This is a genomic window from Enterococcus sp. AZ020 (assembly GCF_050499205.1).
GTDB lineage: Bacteria > Bacillota > Bacilli > Lactobacillales > Enterococcaceae > Enterococcus_L > Enterococcus_L dunnyi.
This window is the reverse complement of record NZ_JBIPAT010000001.1, coordinates 1367893-1383931: the sequence shown is the minus strand read 5'-3', so window position 1 is coordinate 1383931 and position 16039 is coordinate 1367893. Positions and strand designations below refer to the sequence as shown.

General features: G+C 35.6%; 17 protein-coding genes. 15 read left to right on the top strand and 2 right to left on the bottom strand.

Annotated features, from left to right (window positions below; all coding sequences use genetic code 11):
• Positions 1–6: 6 nt before the first annotated feature.
• The 6 genes from IGI58_RS06760 (at position 7) to IGI58_RS06735 (ending at position 3882) form a co-directional block, all read left to right on the top strand.
• On the top strand, positions 7–792 hold the full coding sequence (locus tag IGI58_RS06760; protein ID WP_429954026.1) for a sulfite exporter TauE/SafE family protein: 786 nt from the start codon (positions 7–9) through the stop codon (positions 790–792).
• A 93-nt stretch (positions 793–885) separates the two neighbouring features.
• Positions 886–1323 carry a hypothetical protein gene (locus tag IGI58_RS06755; protein ID WP_429954027.1) on the top strand — a complete coding sequence of 146 codons (438 nt, stop codon included), beginning with the start codon at positions 886–888 and terminating at the stop codon, positions 1321–1323.
• 16 nt (positions 1324–1339) lie between these two features.
• On the top strand, positions 1340–1768 hold the full coding sequence (locus IGI58_RS06750) for a GNAT family N-acetyltransferase (protein ID WP_429954028.1): 429 nt from the start codon (positions 1340–1342) through the stop codon (positions 1766–1768).
• Between the two features lie 227 nt (positions 1769–1995).
• Complete coding sequence (locus IGI58_RS06745; RefSeq protein ID WP_429955347.1) at positions 1996–2526, top strand: sigma-70 family RNA polymerase sigma factor; 531 nt, start codon at positions 1996–1998, stop codon at positions 2524–2526.
• The gene (locus IGI58_RS06740) at positions 2516–3283 is read left to right on the top strand and encodes a hypothetical protein (RefSeq protein ID WP_429954029.1); all 768 of its coding nucleotides are present in this window, start codon (positions 2516–2518) and stop codon (positions 3281–3283) included. Before IGI58_RS06745 ends, IGI58_RS06740 begins: the two co-directional genes overlap by 11 nt.
• 284 nt (positions 3284–3567) lie before the next feature.
• Positions 3568–3882: a hypothetical protein gene (locus IGI58_RS06735; protein WP_429954030.1), complete on the top strand. Its 315-nt coding sequence runs from the start codon at positions 3568–3570 to the stop codon at positions 3880–3882.
• Positions 3883–3982: 100 nt separating this feature from the next.
• Here the strand turns inward: IGI58_RS06735 and mscL are convergent, their stop codons facing one another.
• A complete protein-coding gene (gene mscL, locus IGI58_RS06730; RefSeq protein WP_087641787.1) occupies positions 3983–4447 on the bottom strand; it encodes a large conductance mechanosensitive channel protein MscL in 465 nt (154 codons plus the stop codon).
• Positions 4448–4652: 205 nt separating this feature from the next.
• Here mscL and yfmF point away from each other — a divergent pair, with 205 nt between their 5' ends.
• The 7 genes from yfmF (at position 4653) to IGI58_RS06695 (ending at position 11632) form a co-directional block, all read left to right on the top strand.
• Positions 4653–5921, top strand: a complete 1269-nt coding sequence (gene yfmF, locus IGI58_RS06725) for an EF-P 5-aminopentanol modification-associated protein YfmF (protein ID WP_429955349.1) — start codon at positions 4653–4655, stop codon at positions 5919–5921.
• A complete protein-coding gene (gene yfmH, locus IGI58_RS06720; protein WP_429954031.1) occupies positions 5914–7206 on the top strand; it encodes an EF-P 5-aminopentanol modification-associated protein YfmH in 1293 nt (430 codons plus the stop codon). The genes yfmF and yfmH overlap by 8 nt, the downstream gene beginning before the upstream one ends.
• 309 nt (positions 7207–7515) lie before the next feature.
• Complete coding sequence (locus IGI58_RS06715; RefSeq protein WP_429954032.1) at positions 7516–8475, top strand: helix-turn-helix domain-containing protein; 960 nt, start codon at positions 7516–7518, stop codon at positions 8473–8475.
• 194 nt (positions 8476–8669) lie between these two features.
• Positions 8670–9248, top strand: coding sequence for a CDP-diacylglycerol--glycerol-3-phosphate 3-phosphatidyltransferase (pgsA, locus tag IGI58_RS06710; RefSeq protein WP_429954033.1), 579 nt, complete (start codon positions 8670–8672; stop codon positions 9246–9248).
• A gap of 264 nt (positions 9249–9512) precedes the next feature.
• Positions 9513–10178 carry a hypothetical protein gene (locus IGI58_RS06705; protein WP_087641793.1) on the top strand — a complete coding sequence of 222 codons (666 nt, stop codon included), beginning with the start codon at positions 9513–9515 and terminating at the stop codon, positions 10176–10178.
• A gap of 362 nt (positions 10179–10540) precedes the next feature.
• A complete protein-coding gene (locus tag IGI58_RS06700; protein ID WP_429954034.1) occupies positions 10541–11008 on the top strand; it encodes an LMxysn_1693 family intestinal colonization protein in 468 nt (155 codons plus the stop codon).
• 9 nt (positions 11009–11017) lie between these two features.
• The gene (locus IGI58_RS06695) at positions 11018–11632 is read left to right on the top strand and encodes a CPBP family intramembrane glutamic endopeptidase (RefSeq protein ID WP_429954035.1); all 615 of its coding nucleotides are present in this window, start codon (positions 11018–11020) and stop codon (positions 11630–11632) included.
• A 557-nt stretch (positions 11633–12189) separates the two neighbouring features.
• Here IGI58_RS06695 and IGI58_RS06690 read toward each other — a convergent pair.
• Positions 12190–13620 (bottom strand): DUF1958 domain-containing protein, encoded by a 1431-nt coding sequence (locus IGI58_RS06690; protein ID WP_429954036.1) that lies wholly within the window; start codon positions 13618–13620, stop codon positions 12190–12192.
• A gap of 502 nt (positions 13621–14122) precedes the next feature.
• Between IGI58_RS06690 and IGI58_RS06685 the strand changes: the two genes are divergently transcribed.
• Together IGI58_RS06685 and IGI58_RS06680 are read left to right on the top strand one after the other, a co-directional pair.
• Entirely contained in the window at positions 14123–15820 is a 1698-nt protein-coding gene (locus tag IGI58_RS06685) for a patatin-like phospholipase family protein (protein ID WP_429954037.1), read from the top strand.
• The gene (locus tag IGI58_RS06680; protein ID WP_087641797.1) at positions 15820–16038 is read left to right on the top strand and encodes a YdbC family protein; all 219 of its coding nucleotides are present in this window, start codon (positions 15820–15822) and stop codon (positions 16036–16038) included. The genes IGI58_RS06685 and IGI58_RS06680 overlap by 1 nt, the downstream gene beginning before the upstream one ends.
• The last annotated feature ends 1 nt before the right edge of the window (position 16039 follow it).

Here is a 16039-nt window from a genome sequence, read left to right as displayed (position 1 = left end):
CACGATTTGTATGTAGGGATTATCTATTTTCTCGTGATTATATTCGCGAATACAGTTGGGGCTATTTCTGGTATGGGTGGCGGTGTGATCATCAAGCCGGTATTAGATGCTTTTCATTTTCACACTTTAGCGGCAATCTCATTTTATTCTAGTGTCGCAGTCTTCACCATGTCGATCGTTTCGACATTAAGACAATTAAAGAATGGATTGACGTTACGCGTTCAGATTGCTCTACTTGTTTCTTTGGGATCCGTTATTGGCGGCATTGCTGGAAATAGCAGCTTCGAATTTTTACTTAAGTGGTTCTCGGATGAGAAATATGTGCAGCTGATCCAGATTGTTTTAACGATCATGACGTTGCTGTTTGCCTTCATTTACACCAAATTTGGTAAGGAACGGACGCTGCAGTTGACCCACTCTTTTTGGTATGTGATAACTGGAGTGTTTTTAGGATTTATTTCTACATTATTAGGGATTGGCGGAGGACCGATCAATGTTGCTCTGTTGATGTTATGCTTTGGTATACCGATCAAAGAAGCGACTGTTTATTCGATCATTACCATTTTCTTTTCACAAGCTGCGAAGTTAATGACGATCGCACAAGGAAGTGGTTTCGGACGTTTTGATTTGAGCTTATTGCTTTATGTGATTCCTGCGGCAGTCATTGGTGGTTTTATAGGAGCACTGATCAGTGGAAAAGTCTCCTCTGAACGAGTGACTCAGATCTATCAAGTAGTGATTTTGCTTGTGTTACTGTTGAATGTTTGGAATGGGGTTCGCTTATTTATCTAAGGAAGAAAAACAGTTAAAGCTTTTCAGCAGAAGGTTTTAGGTGTTTTTTCTATTTATGCTATAATTATTTTAGATAAAAAAAGGAGGATTGAAATGAAAAAAATTATTAAGGTTATACTGTGGGCTGGTTTGGTATTTTTATTAGTGGGATGTGCATCCAATACAGCCGAAAATATTGAAGTGAATGATGATAAGGTTCCATCTGTTTACTCAGTGATCGGAGAGAAAAAAATCGTTGGTACAAATAGCGAAGTGAAAAATAAAGTACGAATGACAACACTGACGTATAAAGCAGGCAGTATCAGTGAAAAAGAATTACAAAAGTATATCGAGTATTTAAGAGAAAAAGAAGGTTACGTGTATACATTAGATTCTAAACAAACAGAAGAAGGTACGTTGATTCAATTAGGAAAAGAGTCTAAAACAAAAGGGAATATCGTTTTGGTAGACTTTTTGTATCCATCGATGGACAGTGAAAGCGTGAAGATCATGTATCGCTCAGGTTCAGGATCACTAAAAATGAATGAATAAAGCAAGGGGCTAAGAGATGAAGTATCACGTAAAGGATTTTTCAGAGCTGACGACAAAAGAGTTCTTTGAGATTGCTAAGTTGCGGACTGCAGTTTTTGTGGTCGAGCAGAATTGTCCGTATCAAGAGATCGATGATATCGATGAGCATGCACTGCATACGTGGTTGCAGGAAGAGAAGGATATCGTTGGTTATACACGAATCATCGATAATGGTGAGACGGTATCTTTTGGTAGAGTGCTGATCGATCATAATTATCGAAAGCATGGGTTAGGAAATCTTCTTTTAGAGAACACACTAAACGTGATTTCAGAAAGATATCCAGAGAAACCGATCATTATTGGGGCTCAGGCGCATCTGACCGGTTTTTATGGTGGATTTGGCTTCAAAGAAGTTTCAGAGGTTTATTTGGAAGATGATATTCCTCATGTGAAGATGAGGAAATAAAAATGCCGATGGAATCTATAGAAACTTCAAACAGTTAGAATTTTTAGAGTGGGCTGACCACTCTATTTTTTTATGCCCTTATCCTAATCACTTTATGCATTGACAGTAGATATAAGCTAGCTGAGTCAAAATTATTCCATTTAATTAGCAATAACCAGAAATGAATTGAAACTTTTATCGCACTTTTTTGCACTAATATTATGAAAGGAGCAAAAACCGTGGTAAAAATGACAACTGAGATTTTGGAATTAGTAAAAAAAGCGAAAAAGGGAGATGATAACGCGTTCGAGAAACTTTTAAAAGATCAATATGAATACATTTATCGGACTGCTTATCATTATGCTGAGTCTGAATTTGAGATTCTAGATATTATTCAAGAAACTACTTCCATAGCCTATCAAGGATTACGAAAGCTTAAACATGATCAATATTTTTATACTTGGTATATTCGAATATTGATCAGAACGGCGTATAAAATGAGAAGTAAAACTAAAAAAATAGTAATAGAAGATGAGACGTCACTGGTAGCGGATATTGATTATAGTAACGAAATAGAACAAGAGATAGATTTAAATGATTCCTTCAATAAAATTGAACGAAAGTATGCAGATGTCTTGCAACTCTATTACTATCAAGATTTTACGATTCAAGAAATAAGTAATATTCTAGAAATTCCATCTGGAACAGTAAAAACAAATCTATCTAGAGGCAAGCAAAAATTAAAACAAATATTAGGAGGAGATTATTTTGAAAAATGATACTAAAAATCTAATAACAAAAATTAATTCTAGTATAGATGTTCCAAAAGAGAGTACCTACAATGCTATAGAAAAAGGAGTGTCCCTCGGAAAGCGCAAACGAAAAAAAATAAGATATCTATTTGTAGTTAAGTTAGTTACAGTAATGTGCCTCGCGGTCATTATAATGTTTAGTTCCCCAGTAACCAATGCAATCGAAGCTATATTTGGGGCAAAGCAAACAAAAGAAAAGTATGGAGAGACCAGTGAGACAACGCCTAAAAAGATTGAGTATAACGGCAACAGTGAAGAATATAAAATGATCAAACCGGTCAAACTAGAAAAAAATACTGAAATTACTCAAAAATTATTAATGGATTACGCATGGGTCCCTTTGTTGCCTTCTGAATCAGGTGAACTTCAAATGGATGTAGTCGAATCAGAGGTCATTGTTCATAGATTTTATCGAAATGAGATTAGTTTATCGTATCTTAATGTACAAACAGGTCAAGAAACTCTCGAAGCGGACAAAATCTATTCTAATGATAAAGGTGAACCGATAAACGACTATAAAAAGCCTGATAAAATTAAATACAAACTAGAGGGAAATGTATTAGAACAACAAATAGTATTTGTTAATTCTTCTTCTGAATCAGATAAAGGCTATATGGAATTAAGTATAGTAGATGGATTTCTTGTGATGTTTCCAAAGGACGAATATGATCATAAGAAGGAAAGACAAGTGATCATGCAACCTGTTGAGGTAATGTCTCACTAACAATTTATTCTCTTCTAAAAGAAATCACACGAATTTTGGCTCCAATATTAAAACAAGTTGCAGTTTTAAAAAAGGTCACCAAAGGAAATCCCATTATTCTTAAAATGATTTGCATAATTGGAGCCAATGTTCTTCTTGCTAATGGTAGTAGCCTTAATTTACTATAATAGTAACTGATTCGATCGTAGTGATTCAAGAGTGGAAGAGAGCTTATATTCAGTGTTGGGAACTTATTCGAGATTTTCTAAAAACGATCATAAAAAAATATAAAGGTAGGTTTACATATGGAGAATAAAGTGCAAGAAATATTGATTTACAAACTGAAGGAAAATACAGGACATGAATTTCATAAGATTATGACCGAAGAGAGCGCTCCATTGCATAAACGTAAAGGGCTTAAAATAATATATTGTGGAAAATCGTTACACGATGTAGATTCCTATTGTCTAATAAGAGAATTTGATAGCTTAGAACAGTTGGAACGATCTCAAGAAAAATTTTATAGTGATGATGATTGGATAAATGGTCCTAGGGAAAAAATAGTTTCTTTAATGGTGAGTAGTAACAGATTTATTTCAAAGAAAGGCTTTATGAGTTGAGTGAGTTTCAAAAATGATTTACGACATACAAAAAGACCTCTAAAAAGTTAAAGGTTTGATTTAACTCTTTAGAGGTCAGCAAAGTATCTGCCAATTTTTTTTAGGTATTTAATGATTCATTGCTCGTTGGTGATTCTTTACTAGAACCCGATGTTTTTTCAGCATTTTGTGCAGCTAGTAAATCACGGATCTGCTCAAGGTAATCTTCACTCGTAAGCAGGATCTCTTCTGTCTTATCTGCTTCAGCCTCTGGTTTTTTCTTCATTCGATTCGCAGCTTTCACGATTAGGAATAATACAAACGCAGTAATTAAAAAGGTAATAATAGCACTGATCACATCACCGATTTTAAAAGGTACACCCTTGACTGAAAAGACTAAAGCACCTAATGCATCATCAGCACTTTGTTTACCTGTAGTCATGACAAAAACCAGACTAACTAGAGGTGTGATCAACCCATCAACGACTTTTGTGACGATGGCAGTAAAAGCAGAACCGATCACGACCCCAACAGCTAAATCAAGGACACTGCCGCGCATAATAAATTCTTTAAATTCTTTGATCATAAGATCATCCTCCCTTTCTCAAATCCAGTATACAGAAAAAATGAAAAATTTTGAAATGAAAGACTCTTACATCAAGGAAACACTACAGAGCTGTGCTATAATTGAATAGATGCGGAAAATCTTAAAAAAAGGTTTAAAAACAGCCAGATGATTGTATTTCATGCTGGGCTTTATTATGATGAAAAAACAAAGAGGAGCTGACAAGATGCCGATTGCATTAGCACAAGGAGTCAACTTACATGTTGTCCCAACAGAAAAATATAAAACGGTACGTATTTTGGTTCGTTTCAATACGCGTTTAAATAAAGAAACAATCACTAAACGAACACTTTTATCTAGTTTATTAGAAACAAATAGCCTGAATTATCCTGATCAGGTAAAATTAAGCGGTAAGTTAGCAGAATTATACGGAGCCAGCTTTGGAATCAACGTCAACAAAAAAGGCAATCTGCACTGGCTGAATGTTTCAATGAATTTTGTGAATGATCGTTATTTAGAAAATACGCATGTTTTAGAAGATGCAGTTGATTTTATCAAAGAAATCATCTTCTACCCAAATATCATTGATGGTAAATTTGAAGCTGAAACGTTTCAGCGGGAAAAAGAAAATTTGCTTGCCTATTATGAAAGTGTTTCAGAAGATAAACAAGTCTATTCTTCTTTAGCACTGCAAAACCTTTATTTTAGCCAATCAGCGGATCAAAGAATCCCGAGTTTTGGTACTCGTTCTGATTTAGAAAACGAAACGGCTGAAAGTCTCGCAGCATATCACGAGCAAATGCTCAAGGAAGATCAAGTCGATATTTTTGTTTTGGGAGATGTGGATGAAACAACGGTTGCCGCTCTTTTCAAAGTGTTACCTTTTGAAGATCGTAGTGCTGGTAAAGCAGATGTTTTCTATACACAACCCTCTAGAAATGTGATCGAAGAACGGTCAGAACAAGAAAAAGTAGCACAGTCTAAACTAAATTTAGGCTATCACACGGATATTTTTTATGGGGACGAAAATTATTTTGCTTTGCAGATTTTTAATGGTGTTTTTGGAGGCTTTCCACATTCCAAGCTATTTATGAATGTACGTGAAAAAGAAAATCTTGCCTATTATGCCTCAAGCAGTATCGATACATTTCGTGGTTTTTTAAGTGTCCAAACAGGGATCGATGGTAAAAACCGGAATCAAGTACTGCACTTGATCGCACAGGAATTAGAAAATATTCGTCAAGGAAATGTGACTGAGCTTGAAATCAAACAAACGAAAGCGATGCTGAAAAACCAATATTTACTTTCTTTAGACAACGCTGGAGCTGTCTTGGAAACGGAGTATCTGGATGATTTGATCCCTCATTTACGTTTAGAAGACGACGAATGGATCCGTCGCATGGAAGCTGTGACGTTAGCAGATGTACAACGAGTGGCTAAGCGAATCCAGCTGCAAGCTATTTTCTTTTTGGAAGGAGAAAAAACGGATGCATAAAAAAGAATACCCTCAAATCAACGAAGTTCTTTATACAGAAGTCTTAGAAAATGGGCTAACAGTCTATCTACTTCCGAAACAAGACTATAATAAGACGTATGGTTTATTCACAACAAATTACGGATCGATCGACAATGAATTTGTACCGCTTGGGCAAGAAAATTTTGTCAAAGTTCCTGATGGGATCGCTCATTTTCTTGAACATAAAATGTTTGAAAAAGAAGACGGCGATGTGTTCCAACAATTTGGCCGTCAAGGTGCATCTGCCAATGCTTTTACGAGCTTTACGAAAACCAGCTATCTTTTTTCAACGACAGATCAAGTGGAACTGAACTTGAAGACATTACTTGATTTTGTTCAGGAGCCTTATTTTACAGAAGAAACGGTCGAAAAAGAAAAAGGCATCATCGGTCAGGAAATCCAAATGTATTTGGATGACTCAAACTGGCGCTTATTTTTCGGCATATTAGGTAACTTATACCCTAAACACCCGCTGCATATCGATATCGCCGGGACTGTTGAAAGCATCGATGAAATTACTGCGGAGGATCTTTATACTTGCTATAACACATTTTATCATCCAAGTAACATGTCGTTATTTGTCGTTGGTAAAATGGAACCGGAAGAAATGATGACCTTTATTCGCGAGAATCAAGCAGAAAAAACATTTGCGCAAGCAGTACCGATCAGACGTCACTTTCCAAAAGAAACAGCAGAAGATATCCTAAAGGAAAGTTCGATCGAAATGCCGATCAGTCGTTCAAAAGTGATTGTTGGGCTAAAAGGACTGGATGAGGTACCTGTAGAGGGCAAAGCGTTACTGAAATACAAACTAACAGCGAATTTATTGCTGCAATTATTATTCGGAAACACGTCTCAAAACTATTTGACTTTGTATAATGAAGGTCTTTTAGACGACAGCTTTGGTTACGAATTTAGCTTAGATCGAAGTTTCCATTTTGCTGATTTTGGCGGCGATAGTGATTATCCTGAGCAATTGGCAGAGCGGATTGAAGAAATTCTGTTAACTGTTGCTCAAAGTGAGGAATTGACAGAAGAAAATCTTTCTTTATTGAAGAAAAAAATGATCGGTAAGTATTTCCAATCGCTAAATTCACTTGAGTATATTGCCAATCAATTTTCACAATCACTTTATGGAGAAACGACATTGTTCGATACACCTGAAGTTATTGAAAGCATTCAATTATCTGATATAAAAGAGCTGGCTGAAAAATTCATTGATCAAAAAGGCTTGAGCCGGTTTTATATGCACCCAAAGAAATAATGAAAGAGTGAGCAGAAGTGATTTCCTCGTACTAGAAACTAGGAGTCGAAATATTTCTATCTTAAACAAAAAAAGTCCGATATTTCGTTAAAAACTTTCAAAAATGTTATCCTCATCAGTATTTTTTTGTGGTATTCTTAAAAGAGTTGAATAATCGAAAAATGTGACTATTTCACTAAGCGATTTACTACTAAAAGTCAATAAGACAAATCGAAACGATATAAAAAGAGTGAATGTGGACCAAGCAACCCCTTCACCAATACCAAAAGAAACGATCGATAAATTAGAGAGACTGGAGAAGATGGACGAGTGGCCAGCGTAAATATAGGAAAAAAATTAAGAGATGCAAGGCTTCAGCGCAATATGTCTTTAGACGAGCTGCAGCAAATTACAAAAACACAAAAACGCTATTTGATAGCAATTGAAGAAAATGACTTTGACTCAATGCCGGGCACTTTTTACGTGCGTGCGTTCATTCGCCAATATGCTAGTGCAGTTGGTTTAGACGGAAATGAATTAGTTGAAGTTTATGATGGAAAAACGGAAGAAGCAGCAGCGGACTCATCGATTCAGTATGAGACGCTTGATGAGTCACGTACGCAGATGTATGATGAAGAAAGCTCATTTAAACGCTTTACACGTAGTTTGCCGGCAATTATTTTTTCTTTGATCGGTCTAGCGATCGCAGTTGTTGTTTTTTACATTACCTGGCAGGACCGTCAGGCAAATCCAATCATTCAAAAGCCGGATACTGCGATAATCAGAGAATCTTCGTCTGATTCTAGCACTGAGTCAAGTCAGGCACCTGTTTCAAGTACGACAGAATCATCTTCTACAACTAGTTCTAGTTCGTCAGAACCTAAAGAACCGACCGTAGTCAGCTTTTTGGGTGAATCGGGTACAACTGTAAATATGAGTGCGACAAATGCTGCAACACCGACTAAACTTGATTTTTCAGCAATTACAGCTCCTTGCTGGGTTGGTGTATATATCCCAACAGCTGAAAATAATGACAATGGCTATTTCTTCCAACAAACAGTTCAGCCAGGCCAAACACAATCTGTAGAGATTCCAGAGGGAACCACTCAGTTTACGATCAGTTTGGGTGCTTCTGAGTACATGGAATTTAAAGTAGATGGACAAGCTGCTGTATTCAATCCGAATAATACAGGCATTGGCCCTAGAAATATCAACATGAGCCTTGAGTATGCACAAACACAGCAATCGTCACAATCATCAGAACAAGTTCAACAAACACCGCCAGCATAATAAAAGCAGGCTGGTTCAATAGAATGAGCGGGAAGAATTTACAGAAGAGCTAAAGCTCATCGTAGATGTTTTCTCGCTCATTTATTGAAATCGATGACGGAGAGAATAGATAAGTTATTTATGAAATGACTTTTTTCGTGACAGTCGTCATTAGATACCGTAAAATGAGTAGGAAAAGAGAGGGGCAATAAGCATTGAATTTACCAAATAAATTAACTGTTCTTAGAATTTTTATGATTCCGATTTTTATTATTGTTGTTAGTGTTCCGATGGATTGGGGCACGATTACTTTTGGAGGAGCATCGTTAGCGATCACTCAGCTGGTTGGTGCTGTGATTTTTGCAGTTGCTAGTATCACAGATTGGCTAGATGGAAAAATTGCTCGTTCACGTGGGTTAGTAACAAACTTTGGTAAGTTTGCAGATCCATTGGCTGATAAAATGTTAGTGATGACAGCTTTTATCGTGTTGGTTGCACAGCAAAAAGCACCAGCCTGGGTCGTTGCGATCATTGTTTGTAGAGAGTTAGCAGTTACTGGCTTACGTCTATTGTTGGTTGAAGGCGGCGAAGTGATGGCCGCAGCCTGGCCTGGTAAAATCAAAACAGCGACGCAAATGGTGGCGATCATTCTATTATTGATCAACAATATTCCATTTACAGCTATTCGCTTGCCAGTTGATTTAATCATGCTATACATCTGTTTGATCTTTACGATCTATTCAGGTGTTGATTATTTCGTAAAAAATGCAGATGTTTTTAAAGGATCAATGTAAAAAAGTAAAGATAAACCAGAATGAAAAACCAGACTTTTTGCTCTTTTTTGAGCGGAAAAGCTGGTTTTTTCTTTTTTATAAAAAATATTTTTAGCTCTAAAATGTATATATATCAATAGTTAGAGCATTTTTCGAAAAACTTTTGACTATTATTTATAAAATAATAGTTTACTTTTCTAAAAAGAGTGGTTATAATCTGTGTATCGGAACTATTATTTTATGAACAGTAGTATTCGAACGAAAAATAAATTGGAGGAATCAATAATGAACAAATTTGTAAAAGGTTTACTAGTTGCTGGGGTAGCGTTATCAATTGGAGGAGCAGGATTTACAGCTGTAACAACTCAAGCACATGCGGCTTCAGTTCAATCTGCAGATACAACTGCAAAAATCAACGCATTGATCCAAGAAAAACAAGAAGTGATCAATAAGAAAAAAGTTAGCAGAAATAGTTTAGAACAAAAAGCTTTGGGTATCCGTCTAGGCGAAATCGAACGTGAGATCCAAGCCTTGAAAAATGGCAGTTCAACAGGTGGTTCAACTGGAAGCACAACAACACCATCTACACCTGCTAATGATACAGCAGCAAAAATCAACGCATTGATCCAAGAAAAACAAGAATTGATCAACAAGAAAAAAATCAGCACGAACTGGCAAGAACAACAAGCACTAGGAATTCGCATCGGTGAAATCGAACGTGAAATCCAAGCCTTGAAAAATGGCAGCTCAACAGGTAGTTCAACTGGAAGTTCAACAACACCATCTACACCTGTAGAAGATAATGCAGCAAAAATCGCAGCATTGATCCAAGAAAAACAAGAATTAGTAAACAAGAAAAAAGTTTCTCGTGATAAAAACGAGCAAAAAGCATTAGGTAAACAAATCGATGCAATCGAAAAAGAAATCAAACAATTGAAGAAAAACAAATAATATCTTTTAAACAGACTTACTAAATTTCAACTTTCTTACCCGAATTTGTGTGAATATAATAAAAAGTAACTGTTCGTTAAGTCATCTTGACGAAGAGAAAAAATGTAGTTGCCATAAAAAGTAACCGCGTCAGACTGTAGACAAAGTCCCGAAAAAGGGATGATGTCTACAGTTTTTTTATTCAACATATTAATAGCGTTTTAAAAAAGGCGAGAAAGAAATGATGTCAAAACTTCCAATAAATGTAAGGGATCAATTTGTATTGATTGTCTATTGAATTTATTAGTATTCAATTAGGAAAATAAAGTTTACTAAAGGGGTGTTTTATGTTATTGTTATTGAAAATAAATTAATGAAAGGAAGTGCTTTGTTTGAAAAAATTAATTTTTAGTATTGTTTGTAGTGGTTTTTTATTTGGGGTCTTAGGAAATGGACTTATCACAGAAGCTGTTGAATCAGAAATTATTAATGAAATAGCAGTAGGTTTACTGCCTGAGGATGATGAATTTTATTATGTTATTGATGACAATTCAGGTATTCAGTCTAGAACATGGGCAAAAACACAGAGCTATAAAATCAAAAATGGTAGTAGAACATACTTAGGTACATATACTACAAACAGAAAATCCACAATAGGTGTAAAAGTTACTGCTGGCCCAGTAGTTGTGAACTTGAAAAATGAATACTCTGAAAGTGGAAAATTTAAAAAATATAAACAGAATTGTACTATTACAGTAACGTACAAGAGATATAGAAAAGTTGATAACAAATATGTTGATACTAAGACGGTAACTTCAAATACTTCATACACTGATTACGTAAGAATTTAAGAGAAGCTGATGAATATACAGATGTACAAGATAATCTATATTGCGATATATCTAGTTATAAAAAAATTTATCCCAGCCGTAGGAGCAAGTTGGGATATTTTTGATAATAATATTGTCCTTTTTCAGAATTTATTTTTAGCAGTGTTAGTTTTTTTATTTTTTAAACAAGATTTACTTAAGGGATTAAAAAATGCTCGCACTAAAAAAGCGTTTGGATTTGTGATAGGAATAACCTTTATAATGTATTTAATAGATATTTCATATGCAATGTTACTGTTTAAGCCAGTTATAATTCGATACTATTCTTACGGATTCTTAGGAATTTTACAATCAAGTATAATTATTCCTTTCATAGAAGAGCTTGTATATAGGTACTGCTTTATAAATTTGAAAGGAAAGATGAGTGTTCAATTTTTATGTATTATTTTATCAAGCATTTTATTTTCAACTGGTCATTTAGCAAGTGTAAATTATAATTTAATTTCACTTATTCCAGTATTTGTTTCAAGCTTATTTTTAGGTTATGTTTATATCCACAAAAAAAATATATGGTACAATATATTTTCTCATTCATTATATAACTTTTTAATTTTTGTTTATGCTTATATTTTTACTTTAAACTGATACTTGTAGTTTCTTAGCGTTAATTTTGAATGGAAATCAAATGTAGATTATGACGAGTATCCGACTTTAAAGCACGGGAAGTATCATGATGAAAATCATGGTGCTTTTTTGTTAAGAGAGAGTTCAATAGAGTTGATTAAAATAAAAGTTTAGGATAAAGGATTTATCTATCCTATTTTGTCTATAAAAATATCTTTTCCAAAAACATTCGTTTTTGCTAGTTAAATAATATTCACTATACTTTAATTATGGTGTGATTTTTTAATACCATAGGAAATAGTTTGTAAAAATATTACAGTAAAAGAGATTGACATGAAAGATGTATCATTTTTGTGGAATGATGAGAATAAAAAATTTTGTAAAGAGCATTTCTAGATAGAACAAATTGAGAGCAAAATAAGGTCTCTTTGATAAGAATAGCTCAATCAAAGTGAGGAGATAACTAAGAGTTGAAATTAATAACTTTTAGTGATAGTGGCTTTAAGATTATTGTCTGATTTTAAAAATGCAAAACGCAGCTGCCATAAAAAGCAACTGCGTTTTGCATTTTCTATCATTTAAAGCCAAGGTCCAACAACCAATGTATAAATACTTAGACCAACTCCTACAAGAGCTAAAAGAACGCCTAAGATCAATAAAGGATTGAATTTTTTAGCACTTCCTGCGGCAGGTTCCTTTTTAAATAATTTTGATAAAGCCATGAATAGTAAGCCTAAAATAATCAACAAACCATTTACGAAGAAAGTCGATAGTCCATTCTTTTGGTTCGCATTTTTAAAAAAGGTTGAATGTTGTAAAGCTTTTAATTTTTTAGCATACTGGAATTCAACACTTGGGGCAGAAATTGTAGAAGATACTTGGCTAAGCCCATTATCAAAAGTCACTTGATTGGCAGACAAGGCAAAATTCGGCTGTGTTTCTTTTTGGATCACACCATAGAGGTCTTGTGTCAAGATAACGTCCTCCTGATCAATGGTTTGCTCTCCTTTAGCTAGCAGCTGCTTATATTCATAAGTTGAAAAAGCACGGTCAAAAATGGCATTACCAAAGGCATGACGTTGGAGTTCGCCGTTTTGATCTTCCCAGTCACCGACACCGAGGATCACTTCGATCAGACGTGTTTCACCACGGACAGCAGTTGCTGCATAGTTGAAGCCCCCAGTTGGGCTTGATCCAGTTTTTAAGCCATCTGCGCCTTCGTAACCGTAAGCAAGTCCCAGTAAAGAGTAGTTATGATTTTCCAGCACTTCAGCGTAAGGTGTGTTTTCCATGATCGTGATTTGGGTGGGGCTTGTATATGTTACTGTTTCCGGATATTCCTTCAACAAGTGATAGCTTAAAATCGCCAAATCACGCGCAGTTGAAACATTGTCTGCATTTTGATCGATGCCAGCGGGATTGTAATAGCCATTGAATGAAGCTGTGTCAGCACCGCTGCAGTTATAAAACGTCGATTTAGTCATACCTAGCTCTTTTGCTTTATCGTTCATCATATGGATGAATTTTGCTTCGTCATTTGCTGTGACCAGATTTGCGAGCATCACCGTGGCAACATTTGAGGATTGTACCATTACAGCATAAAGTAAATCGCGAACAGGATAATCGACGCCAGAGACAATATTATTATTGCTCAGTTCATAGATTTGTGAAATCGCCTGATCACTGTCTGTTGCTTTGACCGTCGTATCTAAAGTGAATTTTCCTTGTGCGATTGCTTCAAAAACAAGATAAGCAGACATCAATTTAGCGATACTGGCAGGGTTCCAAGCAAGATCAGGATTATCTTCCCATAAAACCTGTCCCGTATGAGCTTCGATCACAATGGAGGCTTTAGGCTTATAATAATCGCTTGTTTCGTAGCCAGCATTTTGGGTGATCGTCAATATATCTTCTTGCGCATAAGCATCTACAGCAGCAAAAATACTTGCAGCGTAACCAAAGACTAAAAGCAGAGTGCTTATCCTTAATAAAATTGTTTTTTTCTTCATAATAAATATAAACATCCTTTGTTATTCATCCGGTTCAGCTAAAAGCGACCGAATATTTTTAAATGTCATTCTAATTGGAGCCTGAATTTTCTTTTTTCTAAATTATGTGTGTTCAAAAATGTATTGTAACAGATTTTACTTCTTGTTGTCCGAAAATAAATTTTTTTTTAGAAAAAGGACAACATAATCGTGCAGACAATCGATTCTATTTTTTTCAATATAAAACATCACTAATTTATGTGCGAAATCACTCTTTATTATGCCCACAAAATTCTCTTTCTTACCAACAATATGTAAAATATTATAAAAGTAACTATTTTCATTTTACGTGAAAATGAATGAAAGAGATACGTTTTTAGGCGATTTTTAATAAAAAGTAATGATTGCAGGAAACTAAGCTCCTTCTCTCTTTTTTTGCTATAGGTACTTTAACGAACGATTCCTCGAAAAAAGTAATTTCCAGTTAAGTTTGGTATACTTTAAAGAGATGGAGGTGCTGTTGATGAGAATTGAAACGATGGTTGCATCTGAATGGCATAACTTTGCCGCTCAGGTAGCTGAAAGTCGCCAATTGTTCCCTTTATTTGAGACACATTCTTCAGCAAGAGAAGTATTTACTAGAAGTGTGCGTAAGAATACTGGACATGCTTATGTTGCTTATGCCGGGAAAGTTCCCTATCTATTTATAATGACTGAATCAGAGAGGGTAACCAATTTACTGCTGCTTCAGGAAACGGCAAAAACAGGGTGGTCGTCTATTTTCACAGTGATCGAGCACTTATTCAAACGGACGTTTCAGGGATCAGTCAGCTTTCATTTTCCACATCATCTCACACTTCATTTAAAAGAGCTCTTTTTAATGCATGGGTATAAAGAGATAGAAGAGAATCGTTTTAGTAAGGCGCTGGACTATCATACAAGCTTAGTGTTAGGTGGCGGCGGTGCTAGAGGGGCATATCAGATCGGTGTTTGGCAAGCGATGAAAGAATTAGAGATACCGATCGAACTTATTACTGGAACCTCTGTCGGGGCATTAAATGGAGCGTTGATCCTACAAGGGGATTTTGAAGCGGCTAAAAAGATGTGGGAAGAAATTGACACTAAAAAGATTTTAGCTTTTCCTGTCAATAAAACCACTAATGATACATTTGGTGGTGTGCTTAGTCAGGTAGGAGCCTTCACGATAAATGCGATTCAAACAAAAGGAGTGTCTACAAAACCCTTACAAGAATTGATCCGGGATACTTTTTCTGCGGAAAAAATGCAGCAGGTGAGTACTGATTTTTATTTAGTGACCACAGAGCTGCCGAACTTTCAGGAAAAAGTGATCCGATTTAACGGGAAGCAACAATCCAAATGGCAAAATTGGCTTTTAGCATCAGCCTCCTTTTTCCCAGCCATGACCGCGGCCGAAATAGCAGATAAATACTATGTTGATGGGGGGTACCGCAACAATATTCCAGTGGATGTTGCTATCGAACATGGGGCAACAGAATGTATCATTGTCGATGTCAAGGGGCCAGGTATCACGAAGCCTGTAAAAATTCGAGATGAAATCACCTGTCTGACTTTACAGACACCTTGGTCAATGGGGGCAGTGCTTTTATTTGATGGTGCACGCTCTGTTCAGAATATTAAGCTGGGCTATTTGGAAACGATGAAAATAATCGGGAAAAAGTATAAAGGTCATTGGTATACTTTTGATGAGACATTCGATAGCCTAATACAGTTTCAGCAACAGTTTTTTACGTATATCAAAGAGACCTATCAGCTGAAATTATGGCTGTCAGTTGAACAAAAAAATAAGATCTGTAAGAAAATGCGTAAAGTTTATAAAGACAGGGTGTTCACTGAAAATATTGGGTTAGTATTAGTGGAGTTGTTAGCAAAAAATCAGGGGATCTCTGCGGCCAAGCTTTATACGATCGAAGAAATGATCGGAATTTTACAGCAGAAAAAAGAAATGAAGACTGATTTAGTTGAGACGATCGGTATGATTTCAGTACAAGAGTGGCTGAAAAAGTATTATGATGATTATTTTTTATTATCTGAGAAGCAGCAATTAGCCGCACTGACCAGTTTACTTGCGTCAAATGAACAGGAAAAAGCACAATGGTTAGCAACTTTAGTGGATAAACTGCCTGTTCAAGTATTACAATTATTGATGATCGAATTTATTCAAACAAGGAGTGGTAAATAATGGCACAAGAATTTTCATATGAAATCGTAGAAGAAATCGCCGTACTATCTGAAAATCAAAAAGGTTGGCGTAAAGAGTTGAATTTGGTCAGCTGGAACGGACGCCCGCCAAAATTTGATTTAAGAGATTGGTCTGCGGGTCATGAGAAGATGGGAAAAGGCATCACCTTGACCAACGAGGAGTTTGAAGCCCTATCTAATGCAATAAAATCTATGTAGG

What these genes read in the sequence shown, in the direction of transcription:
- IGI58_RS06755 (WP_429954027.1), top strand. Translation starts at nt 886, where the DNA reads ATGAAAAAAATTATTAAGGTTATACTGTGGGCTGGTTTGGTATTTTTA.
- IGI58_RS06750 (WP_429954028.1), top strand. Translation starts at nt 1,340, where the DNA reads ATGAAGTATCACGTAAAGGATTTTTCAGAGCTGACGACAAAAGAGTTC.
- IGI58_RS06745 (WP_429955347.1), top strand. Translation starts at nt 1,996, where the DNA reads ATGACAACTGAGATTTTGGAATTAGTAAAAAAAGCGAAAAAGGGAGAT.
- IGI58_RS06735 (WP_429954030.1), top strand. Translation starts at nt 3,568, where the DNA reads ATGGAGAATAAAGTGCAAGAAATATTGATTTACAAACTGAAGGAAAAT.
- mscL (WP_087641787.1), bottom strand. Translation starts at nt 4,447, where the DNA reads ATGATCAAAGAATTTAAAGAATTTATTATGCGCGGCAGTGTCCTTGAT.
- yfmF (WP_429955349.1), top strand. Translation starts at nt 4,653, where the DNA reads ATGCCGATTGCATTAGCACAAGGAGTCAACTTACATGTTGTCCCAACA.
- yfmH (WP_429954031.1), top strand. Translation starts at nt 5,914, where the DNA reads ATGCATAAAAAAGAATACCCTCAAATCAACGAAGTTCTTTATACAGAA.
- IGI58_RS06705 (WP_087641793.1), top strand. Translation starts at nt 9,513, where the DNA reads ATGAACAAATTTGTAAAAGGTTTACTAGTTGCTGGGGTAGCGTTATCA.
- IGI58_RS06695 (WP_429954035.1), top strand. Translation starts at nt 11,018, where the DNA reads ATGAATATACAGATGTACAAGATAATCTATATTGCGATATATCTAGTT.
- IGI58_RS06690 (WP_429954036.1), bottom strand. Translation starts at nt 13,620, where the DNA reads ATGAAGAAAAAAACAATTTTATTAAGGATAAGCACTCTGCTTTTAGTC.
- IGI58_RS06685 (WP_429954037.1), top strand. Translation starts at nt 14,123, where the DNA reads ATGAGAATTGAAACGATGGTTGCATCTGAATGGCATAACTTTGCCGCT.
- IGI58_RS06680 (WP_087641797.1), top strand. Translation starts at nt 15,820, where the DNA reads ATGGCACAAGAATTTTCATATGAAATCGTAGAAGAAATCGCCGTACTA.